Raw genomic sequence first — 24,063 nt, forward strand, 5'->3', positions numbered from 1 at the left:
CAATAGTAACTAGGAGAGTTGAATGACTTAATGAACAAAAAAATTGGTTTCTTTCAATCGATTCATTTTAAAATTTCAATTGTATTTATTTTACTGCTACTTGCAACAATTGAAATTATCGGGGCTTACTTTACTCAACAGCTACAAAAAGAAAATATGGAGTCTTTTAAGACATCGCTGCAAGTAAAATCCTATACCAATACACAATTGGCAGACCAGTTAAGTAAGACCGACACTAAAGCTGCTAATGCTGAAATAGCTAATATTATTTCTGACATGAGTAATTCTCAAAATACAGAAGTTCAAGTCATTGATAATAAAGAAACGATAAGAGCGATTAGTAATTATAGTTTGCGTGATTTAATCGGACAGCGGTCGACTGATCCGGATATAAGATTGTCCGATAACTCAAAAAGCCTTTACAAAACAAAAGTAATCAACGGTGAAAACTACTATATTCAAGTAGTCCCAATTACTTCTAGTACGGGTGATAATAGTGGTAATGTTGGGCTGATTTATATTAAAGCTAGCATGAATTCTGTCTATAGTAGTATCCGAAATGTGATGGTTATTTTCTTAACGGCATCTTTAGTTGCCTCAGTTCTAGGAGCTATTATTGCACTATTTATTGCTCGTGCAGTAACGATGCCGATTGATGAGATGAAAAAACAGGCAATCAGAATCGCAAATGGTGACTATTCTGGTCAGGTTAAAGTTTATGGACAAGATGAACTCGGACAGTTGGCTCAGGCAGTAAATAACTTATCAATACGTGTTGAAGAAGCACAAGAGGCTTCTGATTCTGAAAGAAGACGATTAGATAACGTGTTAGCACATATGACTGATGGTGTTATTGCGACAGATAGACACGGTAAAATTACCATTATTAACGAAACAGCTATGCAGCTTTTTGACTGCAAGCAAGAAGAGGTTATTGGACAATCAGTGATGGTGTTATTAAATGTCGAACCAGAAGATAACATTCAAAAATTCTTAGAAAAACGAACAGAGATGTTTGTGGCGCTAAATGAGGGCACTGATCAAGAAGTTATTTTACATGCTAACTTTTCACTTATTCAAAGAATTACGGGATTTGTTTCAGGAATGGTATGTGTGTTTCATGATGTTACAGAGCAGCAACAAAATGAACAAGAACAAAGACAATTTGTCTCAAATGTTTCTCATGAATTGCGCACACCACTAACTTCTGTTCGAAGCTACATTGAAGCATTGAACGATGGTGCTTGGCAAGATCCAGATATTGCACCTGAATTCCTGAAAGTAACTCAAGAAGAAACAGACCGAATGATTCGTATGATTAATGATTTATTGAATCTTTCACGAATGGATCAAGGGACGTCAAAGATGAACTTTGAATGGGTTAACTTAAATGAGTTTGTCTCATATGTACTTAATCGCTTTGATATGATGATTAAAAATAACCAAGAAGATCAGCAAAAACGAAAAGATTATACAATCAAACGAGAACTGGGTTCACATGATTTATGGGCTGAAATTGATACCGATAAAATGACCCAAGTCATTGATAATATCGTGAATAATGCGATTAATTATTCACCTGATGGCGGTGTGATTACTGTCCGATTAGTTAAAGCCGCTAATCGCGTTATTATTAGCATTTCAGATCAGGGACTTGGAATTCCTCGAAAAGATATTAACAAAATTTTTGACCGATTCTATCGTGTGGATAAAGCACGTTCTAGACATCAAGGTGGAACAGGTCTTGGGTTAGCAATTTCAAAAGAGGTTGTAGAATCTCATAAAGGCCGTATTTGGGTTGAAAGTACAGAAGGTAGAGGCTCTACATTTTATATTTCCCTCCCATTTGAACCACTGAATGAAGGAGAACCGTGGGATGCAGTTTAAAAATTATATTGTCAGATTTGTATTAGTTGGTTTAGTGACTTTAAGTCTTTTTTTAACATTCTTAATTTGGACAAGTAATCAAAGTTTAGAACAAGAAAAGTATGAAAACCCGATTATTACCAATGAAAATAATGCGCTAAATGACCAAAACTTTGCTAGAATATTTTCCCCAACGCAAGTAGTTAACTATCAAAATGGACAAAACTACGTCCTAATTAATCAGCAGAATGATTTAATTAGTAGTTTGTTAGATAAGATGAAGTCATGGAATTTAAAAATCAATCGCCAAGAAGTGTTTGATGAAAAAAGTTATTTAGATAAACTCAATAATCAAAACAATGTTCAAATCGCTTATACAGATGCCATGTCATTAAATGTATTTGCTGAAGTAATTGATAAAAAAGACTTAAAACAATCAGAGGATTTTACATTTAACCGCATTTTTATCCCTAAAGAGTTGGATAACCATATTTACTTTGCAAATGACCAAACAAAAGAGATTTTAACGGTTGAACGTGGGGGATATGATGCGCCGGGCTTTAGTAAATTAGTAGATGACTACGGCTTTAAGTCCCCCGTTAAGTTTATGAAGTTAGCTTCTAATCGCTATGTTTTGAATTATATAACTCAACCTCAACTATCTGTTTATAGTTACATGATTAATCGAGATTTGGAAGATAACTATGTTTATCGTTTACTAGGTAATAACAGTACTAGCACGCAAAATAATTACTCAACGACTTATAAACTAGGTAGTAGCAAGCGTTTAGTCGTTGATAAAGATAATGACCAATTTCAGTATAGTGATGTTTCAATAACAAATACGCCACAAGATACTAAAGGTTTATTTGACCGCAGTTTCCAGGCAATTTCGAGTCTAAAAACAAGATTAGTTGAATGGCGCTATTATAGTTCTTCAATTAGTACTTCAGATAAGCAAATCACCTATCGTAACTATGTTGAAGGGTTGCCAGTATTTAGTCAGTCTGAAAATGGTGTAGCTAGTGTCAGTTATTCTAGCAGCGGTGAAGATATGAGTTTTACCAATCAAATGTTGCAAGTCCCAATACCGCCAGACGGGAAAGTAGCAACGTTGCCTACAACATCAGAACTGATGAATCAATTAAAATTATCTGGTTACGAAAATAATCAAATTCAAGATATTGAACTTGGATTTGAATGGCAAAAAGACGCGACAAATAATGATCTAATAGACTTAGTGCCGACTTACTACGTTAAAGTTAACGATAAGCTGGCCAACTACGAGACTTTAATTAATAAAACTTCAACAAATACACTTACCACGGATAAATAGAAAGGAATTGCTATGGATTTTAGAAAAATAGAATATATCTTCATTGCGGTCTTTTTATTTATTAATATCTTTTTGAGTATTTCAGTTCAAAATCCGCCTTTTTTTGAAAATGCTTCTTCTGGCAGTAACGATAATACAATCAATTCAATTCAAAAAGATAATATTACTTTTCCTGAACTTTCAACAACAACAGATGAAAGCCAGTATTTAGCAACGCGTAATTTGACTAGCTTGTCCAATTATAATCAGTATTTAAAGAAACAGCGCGTGAGTTATGATACTGATAAGAATATTTTAACCAGCCAATTAAATAATCCGATTCATTACCAAAAAGAATCTGTTGCTAATGATTTGGCACAATTCATGAAAAATAGTGAAAATATAATCTATGGTTCTGAATATGTGTATTCCCCTGAATTATCTACTGATTCAGAGGTTGTTTTCGTACAGCAATTAAATCTAGGTCAAGGCAAACAAATGACAGGCTTGATTTATGATGACAAAGGTCAAATTCGTTTTCAAATTAAAGGAAACGCTATAACAAGTTACATTCAAAGCTACTCTAGTGACTTAGCTCAAATAGGTGAAAAGCAAACCACTATTAGTCAACAGAGTGCGATTATTAATCTCTACAGTCAAAAAGCAATCAGCAATAATTCAAAAGTAACCTTTTTAAAACTAGGCTATAGTCCGCTTTATAATACAGCGATTCGAGGCAGTGAAATTTATGTGCCAACTTGGTATGTCGGTGTCATAACTAATAATGATAATCGCTTTTCCGTAAAAGAAGTTAACGCGTTTAGCGGGAAAGTAATGAATTAAATAAGGAGTCGTTTGTTAATGAAATTATCGGTTTTAGCCAGTGGGTCAAAAGCCAATGTGACTTATATTGAAACAAGTCACCACAAAATCTTAATTGATGCGGGTTTATCAGCGAAAAAGACAAAAGAAGCACTAGCTAAAATTGATCGAGATATCGCAGATGTTGATGCAGTTTTTATTACACATGAGCATAGTGATCATGCCAAAGGATTAGGGGTTTTGATGAGACGTTATCAAATCAAAGCTTATACGAATCAAAAAACATGGCAGGCTTTAATACCAAAATTAGGAAAAGTAGACCCAGAACTTTGCCAAATCTTTGAAACAGGTGAATTAAAGTTGTTTGATGAGCTTCAAGTGTTAAGCTTTGCCACCTCACATGATGCTGCTCAACCACAGTGTTATAAGATTACAGAAGATGAACAGTCTGCGGTAGTCGTGACTGATACGGGTTATGTTCCGCAGAAAATTTGGCCAACTCTCAGTGACTCCACAGTTTATGTGATGGAATGTAATCACGATATTGAATTGTTGCGTTCAGGCCCCTACAGTTGGGACTTAAAAACCAGAATTTTATCAGATCAGGGTCACCTTTCAAACTCAGATAGTGCCAAGCTTTTGGCTAATTGGGTTGGCGAAAATACAGAATATATTTACTTAAGTCATTTGAGTAAAGATAATAATACACGTGAAGTCGCTTTTGAGACTGTAGATGAAACTTTACAGAAAAATCATATTCACCATGTTAAATTGATGAAAACACAGCAAAATCATGTTCAAAAATTGATAACTTTATAAAATTTGTAATTATTTTGTCATACAATTTTCTAAATTTAGAGTTAGAATAGAGATAAATAAGGAGGAATTGTTATGGCTAAAAATCAAAAAGGTCAAAATTCAACTAATAAAGGATGGAAATTAGTAGCTGTGAGTGCTGTTGCCGGTCTTTTGGCAGGAAGCATTCCTTTTGCAAGTGTTGGTGCTTATAATGCATTGTCAGGAAACCAACCGATTGTACAAAGTGGTAACAATGTCAGTTCAAATACCAGTGGCTCTGCAAAATTACAAAATACATCCACAGGATCATCAAATAGTGGGTCAATGACTAGCGCATTTAATAAAGTAAGTGCAGCTGTTGTTTCAGTTTCTAATTTACAGCCTGCTAAATCAAGTCAAAATAGTTTGTCATCTTACTTTGGTCAAATGTATGGAGATGATGAAAAAGCAAAAAGTACCCTACAAACTGCCAGCGAAGGTTCAGGACTTATTTATCAAACCGCTAACGGTAAAGGATACATAGTAACAAATAATCACGTTATTGAAGGTGCAACTAAACTTCAAGTTATTTTGAATACAGGTGAAGCAATCGATGCTAATGTAGTTGGTTCTGATAGCGTTACCGATTTAGCTGTTTTATCAATTGACTCTGCAAAAGTTCCAGCAACTGCTGACTTCGGTAGCTCAGATAACTTAGAACCTGGACAACCCGTTATTGCAATTGGTTCACCTTTAGGTAGCCAATATGCAACTAGTGTAACTCAGGGTATTATTTCAGCTAAAAGTCGTACTTTGAATAGTAATTCAGGAACTCAAACGACTGTTATCCAAACAGATGCAGCAATCAATCCTGGTAACTCAGGTGGGCCACTTGTTAATTCTGATGGGCAAGTAGTTGGAATTAACTCTATGAAATTGGCTCAAAGTCAAGACGGGACTAACGTTGAGGGGATGGGATTTGCTATTCCTAGTGACGAAGTCGTGACAATTATTAATCAACTTGTTGAAAAGGGATCGATTACCAGACCAAAAATTGGTGTTAGAGTAGCTAGTGTCAGTGAAATGACACAACAACTCCGTCAAAAAGTTCAACTACCAGATTCAGTAACTGGTGGTGTTTATATTGCTTCAGTAGATGACAATACATCTGCAAAAGAAGCAGGAATTCAAAGCGGTGACGTTATTACTAAATTTGAAGGTCATGCTGTAAATTCAGTAACAGAATTACATTCATTGCTTTATCAAAAACAGGTTGGCGATACAATCAGTCTTGAAATTGTTCGTGCTGGACAAACACAAACTGTTAGCTTAAAACTTAACTAAAGCTTTGATATAATTGAGATGGCTATCTTTTGATAACCATCTTTTTTGTATGTATAAAATGTGAAACATGAATAATGTTCGTGTTTAACTATGTAAAACACTAAATTAGTAAAATGCAAAATTAACAAAACCTGTGGATAACCTTGTGAATTGTGGATATCTAGGTTATTTAAAGTAGAATTAAAAATAAATAAAAACGTTTTAAATCGTTATTCTAATAGGGTTTATAGTGATTAATAAAAAAACGAACTAAAATTACAACTTGTAAGTTGTTAAATTTTTTATAAGTAAAAGTATCAACTTATAGTGGTCTAATTAATTATTATATACAATATATATGGATAGTGTTTCACGAAATAAGGGAGTTTTAGATAAAATGCCACAAAAAGTAGTATGTGTTGGAAAATTAAAAGAAAAGTATTTAAAGTCTGCAATTGATGAATATCAAAAGCGTATGCAACGATTTGGTAAGCTAAATATTGTTGAAGTTCCTGATGAAAAGGCACCTCAAAATATGAGTGATAAAGAAATCGAGCAAGTGAAAGATAAGGAAGGTGAAAAGATTTTATCTAAGATTAATGATCAAGATTTTGTCATTACACTTGAAATTTTAGGTAAAGAAATTTCATCAGAAAAACTGGCTCAAAATATTAAAGATTGGACGACTTATGGTCATAGTTCGCTGGTTTTTGTGATTGGCGGCTCAAATGGACTCAGCAAGGCGGTAATGAAACGTTCTAACTATGCATTGAGTTTTGGTAAAATGACACTGCCTCACCAACTAATGCGCGTTGTGTTATGCGAACAAATTTATCGTGCGTTCATGATTAATAGTGGTAGTGCTTATCATAAATAAAAAACACCTTTTCGAACGAGAAGGTGTTTTTTTGTATCTTAAATCCTGAAATATGGAATATATAGTTGACATTTATATCAAATGATGTAATATATAAATTACTTAAGGAACTTATATATTACTTTTTTAAGGAGTAACTGCTGATGGAAAATAAAGTAAAAGTAGTCCGGATTTCTGAAGGTATTCAGCAAAAAGATTTAGCCTTAAAAGTGGGGATATCAAGACAAACGCTTAGTTTGATTGAAAAAGGACAATATAATCCCTCTTTAAAGTTATGTATCAACCTAGCTGAAGCCTTGGGGTCAGATTTAAATTCATTATTTTGGAGGATATAATTATGCAAAAAGAATCATTATATGTTAAAGCTGTCAGAAGATTTTATGGGATTGCGGGACAATTCGATGAATATCGAGAACAAGAAATTAATAAAATTGGGAATAAAGCATTTATGATGTTAGCCATTTATCATATGCTTTCTGTATTTGTAGCTTTGTTGGGACTTATGAGCTCCTTAGATAAGGAAATAACATTTTTAAGTTATATTTTATGTAACTTTGTTGTGCTACTTGGAATATTTGGCTATGTTGCGATTAAAGTTTATCGTTTAAAGCTTGATCAGGTCGAAGTTTACAATGATACACAATACGGCCAACTAATGAGAAAATCCAAGAAAAGTTTCGTTTTAGGAGGACTATTCTTTTTTGTAGTTACTCGTGTTTTAAGCATTATAATGAATTTAGTTGATGCTAAAAATCAGCTATCATTGATGGATTTAGTTCTTTCGCCAAAAGATAATATTCAAATGTTAATATCCACAGTATTATTTATTATTTTTATGTATATCCTAACGAAGGCCAGAATTAAAAAAGATGAATAAACAATCACTCAAAAGCCTAATTCAAAATTAGGCTTTTTTATATTGAAAATAACAGGTCCGCCAAAAAGTTGAAGCTGGACATAATTTGGGATAAACTAAACCAACAACAAAATGAGGTGACAGTAATGGAAGAAGATATTCGACAAAAAGTAAAAGAAAAAATTCAATCAGGTGATTTTGATTGTGCTAAAGAACTAACGCTTTCGATGTTTCAAGGTAAACACAAATTGTTTATTTTGTGGGAACTAAGAAAAGGCAATCCTATTCATTTCAATGAATTTACGCGCCTAATTCCAAATGTCAGTCGTAAAGTTTTGACTAATCAATTAAACGAGCTAATTCAAGATAATATGATTCAAAAAAACGATTATGATGAGGGCAACGTCAAACGTGTCAGTTATGAATTAACCCAAACTGGAAAAACAATTATGCCAATTCTTGAAGCGATGTATCGATGGGGTGAAAACCGCATTGAAGAGCTAAAAATCAGTCCTAATTACCAAACTAATTCGAGTGAAAATTAGGGAGTTACCTCAAGGTAACTAATTGTTTCAAAACAGTTCTTTCGATAAACTTTTAATTACAAAAAGTTAGTAGGAGGAACAAATTAATATGAAATTACAACTCGCAATTGATTTAGAAGACGTAAATGGTGCCATTGAACTCATCGAAAAAACAAAAGACAGTGTCGATGTTTTTGAATATGGTACGCCTTTAGTTATTAATTTTGGACTTGAAGGACTAAAGAAAATTCGTGAACGCTTTCCAGAAATCACACTACTTGCAGATGTGAAAATCATGGATGTAGCGGGATACGAAGTTGAGCAAGCTATCAATTACGGTGCTGATATCGTGACAATTCTAGGTGTTGCAGAAGATCAATCAATCAAAGATGCCGTTGCAAAAGCTCATGAACATGGCAAAGAATTATTGGTTGATATGATTGGTGTTCAAAATGTTGAACAACGTGCACAAGAATTAGATGAAATGGGTGCTGATTATATCGCAACTCATACAGGTTATGACCTACAAGCGTTAGGACAAACACCGCTAGAAAACTTTAACAAAATTAAAGCAACAGTTAAGCAAACTAAAACAGCTGTTGCCGGTGGAATTAAAGAAGAATCAGCACCAACAATCATTGCACAACAGCCTGATTTATTAATTGTTGGGGGTGCCATTTCAACTGACGATAACCCTGCTGAAAAAGCAAAAGTCTTCAAGGATATGATTGATAATGCCTAAGCAATCAACTTGGCAACAAATCTTATCAGAATTGCAAGCAGGTGAAGTTGAGGTAACCACTTCACAACTTGAATTAGTTAATCATGCTAATCGCGTTTTTGTTGCAGGATCAGGCCGTTCAGGTTTGAATTTGAAGTCGTTTGCGATGAGACTGAGTCAACTTGGCAAAACTGCTTTTGTTGTTGGCGAAACGACAACGCCTGCTTTTCAAAAAGGTGACTTATTGATTGTAGCAACTGGATCGGGTCAAACACCACAAATTATTAACTTCATGAAAAAAGTAATAGAACTAAACGGACAGACATGGTTATTGACAGCGACACCAGAAACTCCAGCTACACAATTAGCAACCGAAATTACTTATTTGGCAGGTAAAGGCAAGTATGCTAATAATGCTCAGTCAATACAGCCAATGGGTTCATTATTTGAACAATCCTTGCTGATATTTGGCGACGCGTTTACACTTTCTTATATGTCTAAATTTGAGATATCAGAATTAGTGATGCAACAAACACATGCTAATTTAGAATAAAAAGAGGTTCACTCGTAATTGAGTGAACCTTTTATTTTTCAAAACAAATAGATTGTAAACAATTTAAATTGGTGCTACGATAATCCTGAATTATTAATTAATTTATGGAGGCAATTAAATGACAGTAAAATATGATTACGATGTTCTTTATTTAGGTGCGGGTCATGGGACTTTTGATGGCGCTGTTCCTTTAGCACAAAAGGGATTTAAAGTTGGTGTGATTGAAGCAGATAAAGTTGGTGGGACATGTCCTAACTGGGGCTGTAATGCTAAAATTACGCTAGATGCACCTGTTTTTGTTAAACATCAACAAGCTAACATGTCAGCACTTTTTGATGGTGAATTGCCAACAGTTAATTGGAAAAATAATATGAAGCACAAACACGAAGTGATTGATAATCTACCCGATATGATAACTGGGCTAGTTGAATCTGTTGGAATTGACTTGATTCATGGATTTGGACAATTAGTCGATGGTCATACGATAGCAATTAATGACGAAGAAAAAACTGCAGAAAAGATTGTGATTGCAACAGGATTACACCCTAATCAATTACAAATTCAAGGACATGAATTTGCTCACGATAGCCAAGAATTTTTGGCTTTAGATGACTTGCCAAAACAGATAACCATCATTGGATCAGGTTATATTGGAATGGAATTTGCATCTATTGCAAACGCTGCTGGTTCAGAAGTTACAGTCATGATGAGCCGTGATGTTGTCTTACGTAACTTCTATCAACCTTACGTAGAATTAGTTGTTGAACAAATGAAAAAAGATGGTATTCAATTTGTTGAAAATGCTAATGTATCAGCATTTAAAGAAGTTGATAATGGTTATATTGTTGAATATGGTGACAATCAAGAACTAAAAACAGATTGGATTTTGGATGCTACTGGACGTCAGCCTAATGTCGAAAACATAGGTTTGGAAAAAGTCGGTGTTGACTATGATCAATCAGGTATTATCGTTAATGACTATCTTCAAACTAGCGTGGAAAGTATCTATGCTTCAGGAGATGTTATTTCTAGCTCACAACCCAAATTAACACCGACTGCTATTTTTGAAAGTACTTATTTAACTCAATTGTTTTCACGTGAAACATCTGAAAAAATCAATTTTCCAGCAATACCTTCTGTAACATTTACGACACCTCGAATTGCTCAAATCGGTGTTTCTGTTGATGAAGCAAAAAACAATTCAGACTATCAAGTTGTTGAGACAGATTTAACACAATCAAGTTGGTATTATCAAATTGATCAACAACCTGTTGCAAAAAGGACTTTGATTTTTGATAAGAATCAACAGTTAGTTGGCGCAACAGAAGTTAGTCAAAAAGCTGATGCCGTCATTGATGCTTTAGTACCAGTTATCGAACTAAAGCCTACAAAAGCACAACTTGGGCGAATGGTACACCTATTTCCATCCATTGCTAGTGATGTATTTGCTTCACTTTAGAATAGATAACTGTATGATTGATATTTAATAAAAAATAGTAGACGCATAAGGAGATGTAAATAATGAAAACTCAACAATATGATTATGATGTAATGTTTATTGGTGCAGGTCACGGGTCTGATGGTGCGGTGATGCTGAATAAATATGGCTATAAAGTAGCTAAAATTGAAGCCGAAAAAGTCGGCGGAACTTGTACGAACTGGGCATGTAATGCCAAAATTGTATTAGATGGGCCGGTTAAATTAAGCCGCACACACGAGCAATTAAAAGATATTGTCCAAGGTGAGTTGAAGCTAAGTTGGGAACAAAATATGGCTCATAAACATGAAGTGATTGATCCACTAGCTGATGGTATGGAGAAAAAATTCACAGGATCAGGTATTGATGTTATTCATGGTTGGGCTAATTTTGTCGATAACCATACTGTTGAAATTGAGGGCAAGACTTATACTTCCGATAAGTTTGTTATTGCAACTGGTTTACATCCACACCGTTTAAATGTCCCTGGTCAAGAGCATTCACACGACAGCAAAGACTTTTTAGATTTAAACCCATTACCAAAACGAATGACAGTTATTGGTTCAGGTTATATTGGAATGGAATTTGCGACAATAGCTAATGCTTTTGGTAGTGATGTGACTGTGATGATGCGTGGTGATCGGGTGTTACGTCAATTCAACGCTGAATATGTTGATGAAGTCGTTAAAGATATGACTGAACGTGGTGTGACTTTTGTCAAAAATGCTGACGTTAAAAAATTCGATAAAAAAGACGATCATTATGTTATTGAATATGGTGAAAACAAGATTCATGAAACCGATTGGATTTTAGATGCGACAGGTCGAGTACCTAATGTTTCAGGTTATGGCTTAGATGAACTTGGAATCGAATGCGATGCCAAAGGTATTAAGGTTAACGGCAAAATGCAAACTAATATCGATAATATTTTTGTTGCAGGGGATGTCGCTGATACAACTTATCCAAAATTAACGCCAACAGCTACCCATCAATCTAATTACATTGCGCATTATATTATGGGTGACACTAATTCAGATATGAAATCATTTGTCGTGCCAACGGTTACTTTTACTTCACCTCGAATCGCTGAAGCTGGCGTTACCGTTAGTGAAGCAAAAGCTGCCCCAGATAAATATGAAATCATTGAAAGTGATGTAACAGGCGACTGGTTCAGAAAAGTCAATGAAGATAAAATTGGCAAACAAACACTAATTTTTGATAAAGAAGGTCACTTAGTTGGTGCAACAGAAGCGAGTGAAGAAGCTGAAAACTTCATCAATGCGGTTCTACCTGCTATCGCACTTAAATTAAACCGTGAACAAATAGAACAAGTTGTGCCATTATTCCCATCAATCATGCATGAAGGATGGAAAAAATTATAAAGATAACAAAAACTGCATCGTACTGATGCGGTTTTTTATTTAGGCTAGATGTAGCGTAGTTAGCGCAAACACGATATAATAACCTTGTATTATTAAAATAAAATTAAAAAAACAGGAGATAATCATGGCAGAATTAAATCGTTTATATAATGTTTTTCAACCAGAACATTATAATTTATATATTGATGTTAACCGCGAAACTAAAACAATTAGCGGAACAACAACTGTAACAGGTCAAGCAAAAGACCAAAATATTGCGCTTCATCAAAAAGATTTAGCAGTTTCAGCTGTTAAAGCAAACGGTAACGCAGTTGAATTTGAAGTGGATCAAGCAAAAGATTTAATCAAATTTAGCATTGAAAATACTGGTGAAGTGACAGTAGAAGTAACTTACACAGCGCCTTTAACCGATACAATGATGGGGATTTATCCGTCATATTACGAACACGAAGGTGTCAAAAAACAATTAGTTGGAACGCAGTTTGAAACAAACTTTGCTCGCCAAGCCTTCCCTTGTGTGGATGAACCTGAAGCTAAAGCAACTTTTGAATTAGCACTAAAATTTGACGAAAAACCAGGTGAATCAGCATTAAGTAACATGCCTGAAACACGCGTTGAAGATGACGTGCACTACTTTGATAAAACAGTTAAAATGTCAACCTATCTAGTGGCATTTGCGTTTGGTGACATGCAAAGTAAATTAGCCGAAACAAAAAGTGGTGTTAAAGTTGGGGTGTTCTCAACAAAAGCGCACAAAGAAAACGAATTGGATTTCGCGTTAGATATCGCAAAACGTGCAATTGATTTTTACGAAGATTTCTACCAAACACCTTATCCACTTCCTCACTCATGGCAATTGGCATTACCAGATTTCTCAGCTGGTGCGATGGAAAACTGGGGTCTTGTTACATACCGTGAAGCATACTTACTACTAGATCCAGATAACACAGCTTTGAGTATGAAACAGGTTGTCGCAACTGTGATTGCTCACGAACTTGCTCACCAATGGTTCGGTGATTTGGTCACAATGAAGTGGTGGGATGATTTATGGTTAAACGAAAGTTTCGCCAACATGATGGAATATGTTGCCATTGATGCTATTCAACCAGATTGGCATATTTGGGAAAGTTTCCAAACTGGAGAAGCACCCGCAGCACTTCAACGTGATGCCACTGATGGTGTTCAATCAGTTCACGTTCAAGTTGAACACCCAGCTGAAGTTGATTCATTATTTGACCCCGCAATTGTATATGCAAAAGGTGCCCGTTTGTTAGTCATGGTCCGTTCATTAATTGGCGATGAAGCTTTAAGAAAAGGACTTAAAAACTACTTTAAAGCACATCAATATAATAATGCGACAGGTCCAGATCTTTGGCATGCATTAGGTGAAGCTTCAGGAATGGATATCAGTACAATCATGAATTCATGGCTTGAACAACCAGGTTATCCAGTTGTTAAAGCTGAAGTTGTTGATGGAGAATTACGATTATCACAACAACAATTCTTCATTGGTGAAGGTGAAGATGTTGCACGTCAATGGCAAATTCCATTAAACGCAAACTACCAAGAATTACCAGAACTGTTAACTGAAAAAAGTGTTTCTTTAGGAAACTATCAAGAATTAAGACAACAAAATGGTCAAGCTCTACGTTTGAACGTAGGAAACAACTCTCACTTTATCGTGCAATATGACCAAACATTACTAGACGATATCATGGGCGAAGTCGATCAATTGGATGCAATTGCGCAAATGCAATTATTGCAAGATTTACGTCTATTAGCAGATGGCCGTCGTGTTTCTTACGCTGACTTAGTTCCAATGCTTGAAAACTTCTCAACAAATCAATCAACAATCGTTAATGCTGCACTTTATCGCTTAGCTAACAACTTGAAGAAGTTTGTTAAAGCAGGTACGCCAGCTAAAAAAGATTTGCAAGCATTACTTGGTCAATTGAGTACGAACCAATTTGAACGTCTTGGATTTGTACCAAAAGCTGATGAATCAAATGATGATCAATTGACTCGTCCTTATATTTTGAGTGCCGCACTTTACGCTAAGAATGAACACGCAATGAGTGAAGCACATCAACTATTTGAAGACCATCGTGATAACTTGTTGAACTTACCAGCAGAAATCCGCTCATTTGTATTGAGTAACGAAGTTAAAAATTACGGCTCAAAAGAGTTATTTGATAACCTACTAACTCAATATCAAAAATCAACAGATGCAAGTTACAAACGCGATCTTACCGCAGCACTTGTTTCAACAACTGATGAAGAATTTGTCACAGCATTAATTTCAAACTTTGAAAACAGTGACGTGATTAAACCACAAGATTTAAGATCATGGTTTAGTGGTTTGCTTTCAAACGACAAAGGACAACAACAAACTTGGGATTGGTTGCAAAATGACTGGCAGTGGCTTGAAGATACTGTTGGTGGCGATATGGAATTCACAAGTTACATCACAGTAGTTTCAAATACATTCAAAACAGCTGAAAGATTAGCAGAATTTAAGGCATTCTTTGAACCAAAAATTAATACACCAGGATTAACACGTGAAATCAAAATGGGTATTAAAGCAATTGAAAGTCGTGTCGAATTAATTGAATCAGAAAAAGAAGCAGTAGCTCACGCATTAGCACACAAATAAGCGACATTAAAAAAGCACCGAGTTTTCAAAAAAGAAAACTTGATGCTTTTTATTTTTGCCATTCAAAGCGAAGTAGTGACCATATTTTTGAATCATGAAAACCATCAGTCAAACGTTCACCTGCACGAATGATGCCGTCTAAATGAAAGCCAGCTTTTTCAGCAACATGATTGCTCTTATCGTTATTAACGCTCGCATGAATCTCAATTTTATTAACACCATAGTCGTTGAACGCAATATCGCAAATACCGTGAACCACGCGATGCATAATTCCTTTACCACTAAACTCACTAGCTAACCAATAGCCGATTTCGGTGATTTTATTCAAGTTGTCAAATCGATTAAGACTAATCATACCGACAGGTTTATCCTTGTACAAGATAATCGTTGATAGGGATTGATTGTGTACAAATTCTTCAAGTGTTGTTTGTAAGAATTTTTCTTCATCTTGTGGTGATTTTATAAAAGATACCCAAGGCAACCAACGGTTGAATTCAACTTTATTTTTTTGAATCAGTTCAAATAGTATTTTTGAATGTTTTTGAGGTTGGGGGAGAGTAAGTTGAATCTCATTATCGATTTTATATGTGAACATAATTTATCTCCTTTTTAATTAAATAAGCAATATTTTTTTGCTAAAACTAAACCATTGAAAAGTTTGACATAGCAATGATTAGGTTTGTTTAAACCACATTTTTGAAGTTGTCGATTTTAAGAAAATAAAAATAAAAGGTTTGACAAACAAAATTAATCCCGCTATAGTAATCATCAACAAAGCAAATAATTAAAATTTACTGAGAAAAGATGAGTAAATATTTATCTTATTTTAACAGAGAGCCATGTTAGGTGAAAGATGGTACTTAAGAAAATATTGAAGATGGTCTTGGAGTAATTTTAGATTGTGAGTCATGGTGATTAGCAATCTACGGTGTAACACACGTTACTGTGTTGAAGGATAGCTAGCATGAGTGTCCTGATTTGAGATAGTGATAATTTTGTTTTTTGATTGTCACTAACATAGGGTGGTACCGCGTATAACAGCGCCCCTAGATTTAAGCAATGTCTTCGATCTAGGGGCGCTTTTTTTATTTTAAAGGAGAGTTGAAAGTATGTCAGTGAATGCGTGTAACGGATTTTTAAAACAAAATCGAGAATGGGTTAATACCAAAATGGAGGATCCCATTAAGTTAGTTATTTTGAATTTAATGCCAAACAAAAAGGAAACTGAAAGACAGTTCTTAGACTTGTTAGATGAATTAAATACTGAAATAACAGTGCAGTTTATTTATCCAAAAACGCACCACTCAAAACATACACGTCAACAAGACCTTGAAAAATATTATGCAACTTTTGATGAAATCAAAAATAAAAAAGTAGATGGGCTAATTATTACCGGAGCACCTATTGAAAAATTAGCGTTTAACCAAGTCGATTATTTAGCAGAATTAAAGCAAATAAGAGACTGGGCCAAAGAAAATGTTAAACAAACAGTTAATGAATGTTGGGCCGCACAAGCCGCATTGTATCAAGATTTCGGTATTGAAAAAAAACCTTTAGAAAATAAGTTATTTGGCATTTATCAAGCTAATTATATTGATTCAACGCATCCACTTAACTGTAATATCGAAAACTTCAATATGCCACAGTCACGTCATACTGAATCGATAATTGATGATGAGCTACCTGAGGGATTGAAAGTGATTGCTTCAAGTCAAAATGCAGGTCCATTTATTTTACATGCTAATGAGGGTAACCAACTTTACATTAGTGGCCACCCAGAATATCAAACGAACACTTTACATGATGAATATTTGAGAGATTTAAACAAGCAACAAAAAATTCAAAAGCCAATTAATTACTATGATAAACAATATCCAAAAAATACTTGGCATAAGAGCAGCCGACAGTTTTATCAAAACTGGGTAGATTTAATTGAGGAAAATTCTAAAGTAAACGTATAAGGAGCAGTCAAAATGGAAAGTCATTGTACATGGAAAAAGAAGATCGATACGATACTAGCTCAAGCAGGAAATCGCAAAGATAACGTAACCGGATCGATTTCAATGCCGTTGTATTTTTCAACTGCATATAGACACAACGGTTTAGGTGAATCAACTGGTTATGATTATTCACGCATGAATCAGCCAACAAGAAAAGTACTCGAAGAAGTGCTATCCCAATTAGAAAATGGTGTTCGGGCGTTTGGTTTATCTTCTGGTATGGCAGCCATTCAACTTGTTTTTACTCAATTCAAAAGTGGTGATCATATCATCGTTTCAGATGACTTATACGGGGGATCATTTCGATTTTTTGATTTATTAACTGAACAATATGGACTTTCATTCAGCAAGTGGGATGGTCAAGATTACAGCGAATTAGAGAACTTATTAAGTCAAAATACTCGAGCAGTTTGGATTGAAACCCCTTCTAATCCAATGATGAAAGTGATTGATATCAAAAAGACAGCACAGTATACACATCAGTATCAAGCCCAGTTAATAGTGGATAACACGTTTTATACCCCACTAATTCAACAAGTATTAGAAGAAGGTGCTGATATTGCGGTTCATAGTGCTACTAAATATTTATCTGGTCACAACGATATTTTAGCTGGAGCAGTCATCTGTAAACACAGCCGAACAGCAGAGATATTAGAACGAAATCTGATTACCATAGGGTCAACAATTAGCCCATTCGATTCTTGGTTATTATTGCGCAGTCTAAAAACCCTGCCGATTAGATTGGCCAAACAACAAGAAAACGCACAAAAACTAGTGGCTTATTTTGAAAAATCAGATGCTATTCAACAAGTTTTATATCCTGGAAAAGGTGGCATGATTAGCCTTTATGTAAGCGACCAAATTGAAATTGATTGCCTATTGAAAGAATTAGAAGTGGTATCATTTGCGGAAAGTTTAGGCGGAACAGAAAGTTTAGTGACTGTACCAGCTGTTCAAACGCATGCTGATTTGAGTGAAGAACAAAGACAACAAACAGGTATTACTGAAAACCTAATTCGAGTATCTTGTGGTCTTGAAGATAGTCAGGATTTAATCAAAGATTTCAAACAAGCTTTAGCCAAAGCTTATCAAGAAAGCGGGGAGTAAAATGAGTCAAAACGAATTTTCAGATTGGACGAAAGTCATCAAATCAACAGCTAAGCCTGACCCAAAAACGGGTGCAGTAAATCCACCAATTTATCTCTCATCGACTTTTCAACAGAAAGGACTAGATGATTTTGGTCAATGGGATTACGCTCGAAGTGGTAATCCTACACGTGATGTTTTGGAAGAAAGTATTGCTGAGCTAGAAAATGGTTATCGTGGGTTTGCGTTTTCAACTGGAATGGCAGCGATTTCCACAGCATTGTTAACACTTAAACAAGGTGACCATGTGATTGTAACCAAGAATGTGTATGGTGGCACATTCCGATTAGTAACTGAGGTATTAGTTAATTACGGTATTAGCCATACATTTGTGGATTTGAGTGATGAAGAAGCTTTGAAGAATGCATTCCAAGAGAACACTAAAGTGGTTTATCTGGAAACACCTGCTAATCCAACTTTACAAGTAACCGATATCCAAAAAGTATCACAGATAGCCCATGATCATCAGGCATTAGTTTTTGCGGACAATACATTTATGACTCCTATTTTGCAAAAACCACTTGATTTGGGTGCAGACCTGGTTGTTCACAGTGCAACAAAATTTTTAGCTGGACATAGCGATATTTTAGCTGGATTAGTTGTCGCGAAAACAAAAGATTTAGCAGATAAGGTCTACTTCTTGCAAAATGCAATGGGTGCAACACTCGGTGTTGCTGATTCCTTCTTACTACTAAGAGGGATAAAAACGCTTGGTGTTCGAATGCAAACTTCATCAAAGAATGCACTAGAATTTGCTAAGTGGTTAACAAAACAATCAATTGTGACAAAAGTGAACTATCCTGGACTTGAAACATCTGACAGTTATGATATTCAGCTAAGTCAGTCAAAATCTGGCGGTGCAGTTTTATCATTCGATATTAAAACTGAAGAAAATGTCAAAAAGTTAATTGAAGAGATTAAAATCCCAGTATTTTCTGTCTCACTCGGTGCAACTGAATCAATTCTGTCTTACCCTCCGAAAATGTCCCATGCTGAATTGAATCGAGAAGAACGACTAGAACGCGGAATTACTGACGGGTTATTAAGATTATCAATAGGACTTGAAGATATTGATGATTTAAAACAGGACTTTGCACAAGCTTTTGAAAAATTGAACTAAAAAACAATCTTAAGGAGAGAGTAATTATGCCAAAAATTAACGGAAGAACAAGTCATTATGATACAGTAGGAAGCTTTTTAAGACCTGAAAGTCTTAAAATCGCACGCGAAAAATTTAATCAAAATAAAATTACACAAGATGAGTTAACTCAAGTTGAAAATGAAGAAATCAAAAAGTTAGTCGAAAAACAAAAAGAAGTGGGTCTAAAAATTGTAACCGATGGGGAATTTCGCCGCAGTTACTGGCACTTAGATACTTTTTGGGGATTTGATGGTATTAGTCACACGAAACAAGAACATGGCTATTTATTCCACGGAGTCGAAACACGTAATGATTCAGCTCAAGTAAGCGGTAAAATCAAATTTAACCCTAATCATCCTGATTTATTAGCATTTAAATATTTGCAAAGTTTAGTTGAACATGATGATGAGTTAGTTGCTCGCCAAAGTATTCCAGCTCCTGCTCAACTTTATGCAGAACTGGTCAGAGGACCTGAGAATATTGAAGCAATCGGTCTATTTTATTCAAGTGAAGATCAGTTAATTGAAGACGTTGCTCAAGCCTACCACGATTTAATTATTGCTTTATATAATGAAGGCTGTCGTCATGTTAAATTAGATGACTGTACTTGGGGAATGATTGCCGATAAAAGTTTTTGGAAGACGATTTCAAAAGATTATCAAGATATTGATCGGCTCAAAGCCCTTTACCTAAGTTTTAATAATCGTGCATTAGCTGATTTGCCAGAAGATTTAGCAGTAACAACGCATGTTTGTCGAGGTAATTATGCTTCGACATGGGCAGCAAGTGGTGGGTATGAAACAGTTGCCGATACTTTATTTGCAAAAGAAAACGTTTCCGCTTTTTATCTTGAATTTGATGATGATCGTTCAGGTGATTTTGAACCTCTGCAACATGTCGCACCAGGTAAGGAAGTTGTCTTAGGCTTAATTACTAGCAAAAAACCAGAACTTGAGTCAAAAGAAGTCATTAAAGCTCGCATTAAAGAAGCTAGCCAATATGTCCCATTTGAAAACTTATCATTAAGTACACAGTGTGGATTTGCTTCGACTGAAGAAGGGAATCATTTAACTGAAGAACAACAATGGGATAAAATTAAACTCGTAATCGAAATTGCAAATGAAGTATTTGCAGTTGATAAAGTTAAATAAATCAAAAAAGACTTCGATTGAAGTCTTTTTTGTTTGGCTTTTACGTTTAAAAAACATTAAAGGTAGACGAATAAATCTTGAAATTAGTACGCTTGATTGATACGTTAATGACAACTATCTATTGGAGGACGGCTAGAAAATGAAGAAGAAAACGATTGTAATAACAGCAGTAGCTGCTGTGACTTTGTTATTGGGGACGATATCTACTGGTGTTATGGCGAATGATTATTTGAATAGACATCAATCGCCATTAAACGAGTTTGTTGATTACCCTTATAATGGTAATATTGCGATTAAAACTGCAAAACCAACTGAAAAAATAACACTGGATGATGTGCAACCTAAGCCTAATAACATTGCAATTGCAGAATCAATTTATCAAGATTTAACCACAAGGTATCCCAACCATAAAATTGATGTCTATTTGATAACAGGTGGTCAGTATAAAGATATGGTAGAACCACAACCACAGCAACAATTTATTACTGTAGATTTTGACCAAGAACTGATTAACCAGTTGCTAGCTAATCAACAAGAATTAGTTAAGTTGAATAACTATGTTGCCGAAAAAGCTCAACAATTAGATGATAGTTTGAAATATGGCAATCCGATTTCTAATGATCAAATTATTATTGACAATTCATTCAATCGTAATCTACTAGACAGATCAGCTGCAGATTATCCCACATTTAATATTCAACATTCAAAACACACTAATATTCAAAAAATGTTAGGTGGAACTTATTATGAGTAAAAGGCCGTTATAGGCCTTTTTATAGTTGATTTAAAAGTTGGGAAGGGGTTAACTTATGTCTAAAAAACTATTATTTGGTTTTATTCTAGGAATTATAGCAATAGCTACTTTTGGAAACCTTTTCTATTTGGCTATCAGTATGTTCTTGATAGTACCTTCAATGCTAGTTTTACTTTTGGCTAGGTATGGTTATGATAAAAATAATGAAGAAACAAGACAAAAAAGAGTTTACTATATCCCGAGCCTGTACTTGTTTGTACTGATTTTTGTTCTTACAATCGTTATTTTAGGATTGTCATTTTATTATCAACTTCGATTATTATTCGTGATAGCATATATCATAACGATAGGCTTATCTGTCTATGGCATGATAAAAGAGATTAAAAAAGGTGACATCTATGATTGATTAAAGTTAAGATAGTTTTAGAATCTAAACTTAGAGGAGTAAATATGTCACTTTATCAATTTCAAAATAATCAACTAACGCGTCTAAAAGCCATTCCGTTTAAAGTTGAAAAAGAGATTCAACGTTTAGTCGAAGAAAATACTGAAGTTTTGCTGGGATTAACTTTTTTAGCGACTGAGTTTCACGTGGAACATTATCGTTTAGATACGGTTGCCTTTGATGAAACAACTAATAGTTTTGTGATTATTGAGTATAAAAACGACACCAAATATAGTGTAATTGACCAGGGATATGCTTATTTGAATACATTACTCAACCACAAAGCAGATTTTGTTTTGCTATATAACGAGGTTCATGGCACGCATAGACGAGTGGATGAATTCAATTTTGAACAGACCAAAATTAACTTTATTACCAAAGGCTATACGAATTATCAGTTAGATGCAGTGAATAATCCAGAGTTGCCAATTGATTTATATCAAATCAGGCAATTTGAGCATGGTCAAATTCAACTCGATTATATTGAAAAAACAAAGCCAACAAAGGTGGCTAAAAGTCAAACAAAGTTAACTAAAGAGCCAGTTAACTTTACACAGATTAGTGAATTGAAAAACTATACTGAAGCGGATATGTTGAAGAAAGGTTCAGATGAAACAAACGACTTGTATCAGGAATTGAAAATCGAAATTTTGGATTTGAATCCCAATATTTCAATCAAAGCTCATAAAACTTATCTGGCTTTTTTGATTAATGATAAAGACTTTTGCGATATTACTATCCAAAAGAAACAGTTAAAATTGTTCTTGAATTTGAAGTTTGGTCATTTGAATGATAAATTTGGCTATGCCCGAGATATGCGAAATATTGGTAAATATGGGAATGGGGATTATGAAGTGACATTCAATAATCATACTGATCTACCTTATATTATCGACTTAATAAAACAATCTATGATAAAAAATGATCAGTAAAAAACCTTTAGACAATAGTCTAAAGGTTTTTGTTTTTTGTGAAAATAGTTAGAGATTGTATAAGAATTAATTGCTCAATTTATTATTTATTCTCGAACCTTTTTTGCTTATATTCGGTGTTTTTTCTTTATACAAAATAACCGCAACTTTATATGTCATAAAAACAGCGTAACTGACTATTAAACTTACAATAAATAATCCTGTTAATTTGCCTAGATGATATTCCATTTTCTGATGTAAGTTGCTATTTATCAGATTAACAGTAAATATCCCACCTAAAAGAATGTTAGCAATTAAAATAACACCGAATAATCCTACAGGTGAAACATATTCGGACAATTTTTGAGAAAAAGTTTTGTAGTAGTTATTTATTAATTTGTTTAAGTAAAAAGTATTAAGAAGTAAAAACGGTGTATTATAAAAAGTATTTACTAACTGTACTAAAGTTAAATAGCCGATAATTAACGATAGAATTTCTATAACAGAAATGATTTTAATTTTAAGCAGATGTTTTCGTTTTAATTGAAAAATATCAAAATTGATTTCTTTTTTGGGATTGAGAAGAAAGTCAGAATCGATATTAAATAATTGTTCAATAGATTTAACTAAATAATAATCAGGAATTCCGCGGTTATTTTCCCAAGCAGAAATCGTTTTACGAGAAACATTGAGTTTAGTTGCGAGCTGATCTTGAGTTAGATTGTGATAGCTTCTGATATATTTGATTTTCTCACTAAATTCGATAACCGTAATCTCCTTTTATATGAGTTTATTAATCATTTTAATTATAGCGAAAAAGTTGTCGATAGAATAGGTAAATGTAACCCAAAATAGCTAAGAATTAAAGCGAACTTTTGGTATAGTCAAATACTGGTAGTTCTATAACAACGGGTAGTCGTTAGGAATTACTGAGCGATTATCAAAACGCAAAGTACATTATTGATAATCAATTAATTGTTATTTAAAGTTCTAATTTATAGATTGACGAGATATCAGTAGAAGACAAGCTTTCATCGTGGGGGTATCAGCAAGTATAAATGTTCAACATTACAAGTGATAACGGGTCGAATAACACCTGATTTAATCTTATAAATCTACTGGAGGTAATGCGTAAATGACTAATACACAGCGAAAGTTAGTGTTTATCTATACAGGACTATTTTTGATTATGATTGCCATGATTTTAGCCGGAGTATCCTATTTTAGTATTTTGCCAGGGAATGATTATATTTGGCAAATACCTAGAGTTTTGATTCTAATTTTTATGCTATCAAATGTCATAAAATTAGGTCTGTGGCTATTTAAAAGCGGTCTAAAAATAAAAGAATAACGCAATCGATAACCGTAA

General features: G+C 34.3%; 24 protein-coding genes. 22 read left to right on the forward strand and 2 right to left on the reverse strand.

Annotation, left to right across the window (positions count from 1 at the left end; genetic code table 11):
• The first annotated feature begins 30 nt into the window (after window positions 1-30).
• The 14 genes from walK (at window position 31) to JNUCC80_RS00155 (ending at window position 15,146) form a co-directional block, all read left to right on the forward strand.
• Window positions 31-1,887: a cell wall metabolism sensor histidine kinase WalK gene (gene walK / locus JNUCC80_RS00090; RefSeq protein WP_454152903.1), complete on the forward strand. Its 1,857-nt coding sequence runs from the start codon at window positions 31-33 to the stop codon at window positions 1,885-1,887.
• Window positions 1,877-3,202, forward strand: coding sequence for a two-component system activity regulator YycH (gene yycH / locus JNUCC80_RS00095; RefSeq protein WP_454152904.1), 1,326 nt, complete (start codon window positions 1,877-1,879; stop codon window positions 3,200-3,202). The genes walK and yycH overlap by 11 nt, the downstream gene beginning before the upstream one ends.
• 12 nt (window positions 3,203-3,214) lie before the next feature.
• Window positions 3,215-4,024 (forward strand): two-component system regulatory protein YycI, encoded by an 810-nt coding sequence (locus JNUCC80_RS00100; protein ID WP_454152905.1) that lies wholly within the window; start codon window positions 3,215-3,217, stop codon window positions 4,022-4,024.
• 18 nt (window positions 4,025-4,042) lie between these two features.
• Window positions 4,043-4,822: an MBL fold metallo-hydrolase gene (locus JNUCC80_RS00105; RefSeq protein ID WP_454152906.1), complete on the forward strand. Its 780-nt coding sequence runs from the start codon at window positions 4,043-4,045 to the stop codon at window positions 4,820-4,822.
• 72 nt (window positions 4,823-4,894) lie between these two features.
• Window positions 4,895-6,124, forward strand: a complete 1,230-nt coding sequence (locus JNUCC80_RS00110; protein ID WP_454143713.1) for a S1C family serine protease — start codon at window positions 4,895-4,897, stop codon at window positions 6,122-6,124.
• Window positions 6,125-6,500: 376 nt separating this feature from the next.
• Entirely contained in the window at window positions 6,501-6,980 is a 480-nt protein-coding gene (gene rlmH / locus JNUCC80_RS00115; protein WP_454152907.1) for a 23S rRNA (pseudouridine(1915)-N(3))-methyltransferase RlmH, read from the forward strand.
• Between the two features lie 143 nt (window positions 6,981-7,123).
• Window positions 7,124-7,315 (forward strand): helix-turn-helix transcriptional regulator, encoded by a 192-nt coding sequence (locus JNUCC80_RS00120; protein ID WP_454152908.1) that lies wholly within the window; start codon window positions 7,124-7,126, stop codon window positions 7,313-7,315.
• Window positions 7,316-7,317: 2 nt separating this feature from the next.
• On the forward strand, window positions 7,318-7,857 hold the full coding sequence (locus tag JNUCC80_RS00125; RefSeq protein WP_454152909.1) for a DUF6773 family protein: 540 nt from the start codon (window positions 7,318-7,320) through the stop codon (window positions 7,855-7,857).
• 125 nt (window positions 7,858-7,982) lie between these two features.
• A complete protein-coding gene (locus tag JNUCC80_RS00130; protein ID WP_454143703.1) occupies window positions 7,983-8,381 on the forward strand; it encodes a winged helix-turn-helix transcriptional regulator in 399 nt (132 codons plus the stop codon).
• Between the two features lie 88 nt (window positions 8,382-8,469).
• Window positions 8,470-9,102, forward strand: a complete 633-nt coding sequence (hxlA, locus tag JNUCC80_RS00135) for a 3-hexulose-6-phosphate synthase (RefSeq protein WP_454152910.1) — start codon at window positions 8,470-8,472, stop codon at window positions 9,100-9,102.
• The gene (gene hxlB / locus JNUCC80_RS00140; protein ID WP_454152911.1) at window positions 9,095-9,634 is read left to right on the forward strand and encodes a 6-phospho-3-hexuloisomerase; all 540 of its coding nucleotides are present in this window, start codon (window positions 9,095-9,097) and stop codon (window positions 9,632-9,634) included. Before hxlA ends, hxlB begins: the two co-directional genes overlap by 8 nt.
• 118 nt (window positions 9,635-9,752) lie before the next feature.
• Window positions 9,753-11,093, forward strand: coding sequence for a dihydrolipoyl dehydrogenase family protein (locus JNUCC80_RS00145; protein WP_454152912.1), 1,341 nt, complete (start codon window positions 9,753-9,755; stop codon window positions 11,091-11,093).
• 62 nt (window positions 11,094-11,155) lie between these two features.
• Window positions 11,156-12,493, forward strand: coding sequence for a dihydrolipoyl dehydrogenase family protein (locus tag JNUCC80_RS00150; protein ID WP_454152913.1), 1,338 nt, complete (start codon window positions 11,156-11,158; stop codon window positions 12,491-12,493).
• A gap of 124 nt (window positions 12,494-12,617) precedes the next feature.
• The gene (locus JNUCC80_RS00155) at window positions 12,618-15,146 is read left to right on the forward strand and encodes a M1 family metallopeptidase (protein ID WP_454152914.1); all 2,529 of its coding nucleotides are present in this window, start codon (window positions 12,618-12,620) and stop codon (window positions 15,144-15,146) included.
• Between the two features lie 49 nt (window positions 15,147-15,195).
• Here JNUCC80_RS00155 and JNUCC80_RS00160 read toward each other — a convergent pair whose 3' ends face one another.
• A complete protein-coding gene (locus tag JNUCC80_RS00160; protein WP_454152915.1) occupies window positions 15,196-15,741 on the reverse strand; it encodes a GNAT family N-acetyltransferase in 546 nt (181 codons plus the stop codon).
• Window positions 15,742-16,255: 514 nt separating this feature from the next.
• Here JNUCC80_RS00160 and JNUCC80_RS00165 point away from each other — a divergent pair.
• The 7 genes from JNUCC80_RS00165 (at window position 16,256) to JNUCC80_RS00195 (ending at window position 22,715) form a co-directional block, all read left to right on the forward strand.
• On the forward strand, window positions 16,256-17,107 hold the full coding sequence (locus tag JNUCC80_RS00165) for a homoserine O-acetyltransferase/O-succinyltransferase family protein (protein ID WP_454152916.1): 852 nt from the start codon (window positions 16,256-16,258) through the stop codon (window positions 17,105-17,107).
• A 12-nt stretch (window positions 17,108-17,119) separates the two neighbouring features.
• Window positions 17,120-18,253: an aminotransferase class V-fold PLP-dependent enzyme gene (locus tag JNUCC80_RS00170; RefSeq protein ID WP_454152917.1), complete on the forward strand. Its 1,134-nt coding sequence runs from the start codon at window positions 17,120-17,122 to the stop codon at window positions 18,251-18,253.
• 1 nt (window position 18,254) lies between these two features.
• Window positions 18,255-19,412 carry an aminotransferase class V-fold PLP-dependent enzyme gene (locus JNUCC80_RS00175; protein ID WP_454152918.1) on the forward strand — a complete coding sequence of 386 codons (1,158 nt, stop codon included), beginning with the start codon at window positions 18,255-18,257 and terminating at the stop codon, window positions 19,410-19,412.
• A gap of 26 nt (window positions 19,413-19,438) precedes the next feature.
• Window positions 19,439-20,584 carry a 5-methyltetrahydropteroyltriglutamate--homocysteine S-methyltransferase gene (locus JNUCC80_RS00180; protein ID WP_454152919.1) on the forward strand — a complete coding sequence of 382 codons (1,146 nt, stop codon included), beginning with the start codon at window positions 19,439-19,441 and terminating at the stop codon, window positions 20,582-20,584.
• Window positions 20,585-20,723: 139 nt separating this feature from the next.
• Window positions 20,724-21,338, forward strand: coding sequence for a hypothetical protein (locus tag JNUCC80_RS00185; protein ID WP_454152920.1), 615 nt, complete (start codon window positions 20,724-20,726; stop codon window positions 21,336-21,338).
• A 55-nt stretch (window positions 21,339-21,393) separates the two neighbouring features.
• The gene (locus JNUCC80_RS00190) at window positions 21,394-21,744 is read left to right on the forward strand and encodes a hypothetical protein (RefSeq protein ID WP_454152921.1); all 351 of its coding nucleotides are present in this window, start codon (window positions 21,394-21,396) and stop codon (window positions 21,742-21,744) included.
• A 44-nt stretch (window positions 21,745-21,788) separates the two neighbouring features.
• A complete protein-coding gene (locus JNUCC80_RS00195) occupies window positions 21,789-22,715 on the forward strand; it encodes a DUF5655 domain-containing protein (protein ID WP_454152922.1) in 927 nt (308 codons plus the stop codon).
• Window positions 22,716-22,781: 66 nt separating this feature from the next.
• On the opposite strand, the gene JNUCC80_RS00200 is transcribed toward JNUCC80_RS00195, so the two are convergent.
• Window positions 22,782-23,468, reverse strand: coding sequence for a helix-turn-helix transcriptional regulator (locus JNUCC80_RS00200; RefSeq protein WP_454153371.1), 687 nt, complete (start codon window positions 23,466-23,468; stop codon window positions 22,782-22,784).
• Window positions 23,469-23,829: 361 nt separating this feature from the next.
• On the opposite strand from JNUCC80_RS00200, the gene JNUCC80_RS00205 reads away from it, so the two are divergent.
• Window positions 23,830-24,045 carry a hypothetical protein gene (locus tag JNUCC80_RS00205; RefSeq protein WP_454152923.1) on the forward strand — a complete coding sequence of 72 codons (216 nt, stop codon included), beginning with the start codon at window positions 23,830-23,832 and terminating at the stop codon, window positions 24,043-24,045.
• Window positions 24,046-24,063: the final 18 nt, after the last annotated feature.

The organism is Holzapfeliella sp. JNUCC 80, assembly GCF_053667655.1.

Coding starts and splice junctions, on each gene's coding strand:
- walK (WP_454152903.1), top strand. CDS start 31: ATGAACAAAAAAATTGGTTTCTTTCAATCGATTCATTTTAAAATTTCA.
- yycH (WP_454152904.1), top strand. CDS start 1,877: ATGCAGTTTAAAAATTATATTGTCAGATTTGTATTAGTTGGTTTAGTG.
- JNUCC80_RS00100 (WP_454152905.1), top strand. CDS start 3,215: ATGGATTTTAGAAAAATAGAATATATCTTCATTGCGGTCTTTTTATTT.
- JNUCC80_RS00105 (WP_454152906.1), top strand. CDS start 4,043: ATGAAATTATCGGTTTTAGCCAGTGGGTCAAAAGCCAATGTGACTTAT.
- JNUCC80_RS00110 (WP_454143713.1), top strand. CDS start 4,895: ATGGCTAAAAATCAAAAAGGTCAAAATTCAACTAATAAAGGATGGAAA.
- rlmH (WP_454152907.1), top strand. CDS start 6,501: ATGCCACAAAAAGTAGTATGTGTTGGAAAATTAAAAGAAAAGTATTTA.
- JNUCC80_RS00120 (WP_454152908.1), top strand. CDS start 7,124: ATGGAAAATAAAGTAAAAGTAGTCCGGATTTCTGAAGGTATTCAGCAA.
- JNUCC80_RS00125 (WP_454152909.1), top strand. CDS start 7,318: ATGCAAAAAGAATCATTATATGTTAAAGCTGTCAGAAGATTTTATGGG.
- JNUCC80_RS00130 (WP_454143703.1), top strand. CDS start 7,983: ATGGAAGAAGATATTCGACAAAAAGTAAAAGAAAAAATTCAATCAGGT.
- hxlA (WP_454152910.1), top strand. CDS start 8,470: ATGAAATTACAACTCGCAATTGATTTAGAAGACGTAAATGGTGCCATT.
- hxlB (WP_454152911.1), top strand. CDS start 9,095: ATGCCTAAGCAATCAACTTGGCAACAAATCTTATCAGAATTGCAAGCA.
- JNUCC80_RS00145 (WP_454152912.1), top strand. CDS start 9,753: ATGACAGTAAAATATGATTACGATGTTCTTTATTTAGGTGCGGGTCAT.
- JNUCC80_RS00150 (WP_454152913.1), top strand. CDS start 11,156: ATGAAAACTCAACAATATGATTATGATGTAATGTTTATTGGTGCAGGT.
- JNUCC80_RS00155 (WP_454152914.1), top strand. CDS start 12,618: ATGGCAGAATTAAATCGTTTATATAATGTTTTTCAACCAGAACATTAT.
- JNUCC80_RS00160 (WP_454152915.1), bottom strand. CDS start 15,741: ATGTTCACATATAAAATCGATAATGAGATTCAACTTACTCTCCCCCAA.
- JNUCC80_RS00165 (WP_454152916.1), top strand. CDS start 16,256: ATGTCAGTGAATGCGTGTAACGGATTTTTAAAACAAAATCGAGAATGG.
- JNUCC80_RS00170 (WP_454152917.1), top strand. CDS start 17,120: ATGGAAAGTCATTGTACATGGAAAAAGAAGATCGATACGATACTAGCT.
- JNUCC80_RS00175 (WP_454152918.1), top strand. CDS start 18,255: ATGAGTCAAAACGAATTTTCAGATTGGACGAAAGTCATCAAATCAACA.
- JNUCC80_RS00180 (WP_454152919.1), top strand. CDS start 19,439: ATGCCAAAAATTAACGGAAGAACAAGTCATTATGATACAGTAGGAAGC.
- JNUCC80_RS00185 (WP_454152920.1), top strand. CDS start 20,724: ATGAAGAAGAAAACGATTGTAATAACAGCAGTAGCTGCTGTGACTTTG.
- JNUCC80_RS00190 (WP_454152921.1), top strand. CDS start 21,394: ATGTCTAAAAAACTATTATTTGGTTTTATTCTAGGAATTATAGCAATA.
- JNUCC80_RS00195 (WP_454152922.1), top strand. CDS start 21,789: ATGTCACTTTATCAATTTCAAAATAATCAACTAACGCGTCTAAAAGCC.
- JNUCC80_RS00205 (WP_454152923.1), top strand. CDS start 23,830: ATGACTAATACACAGCGAAAGTTAGTGTTTATCTATACAGGACTATTT.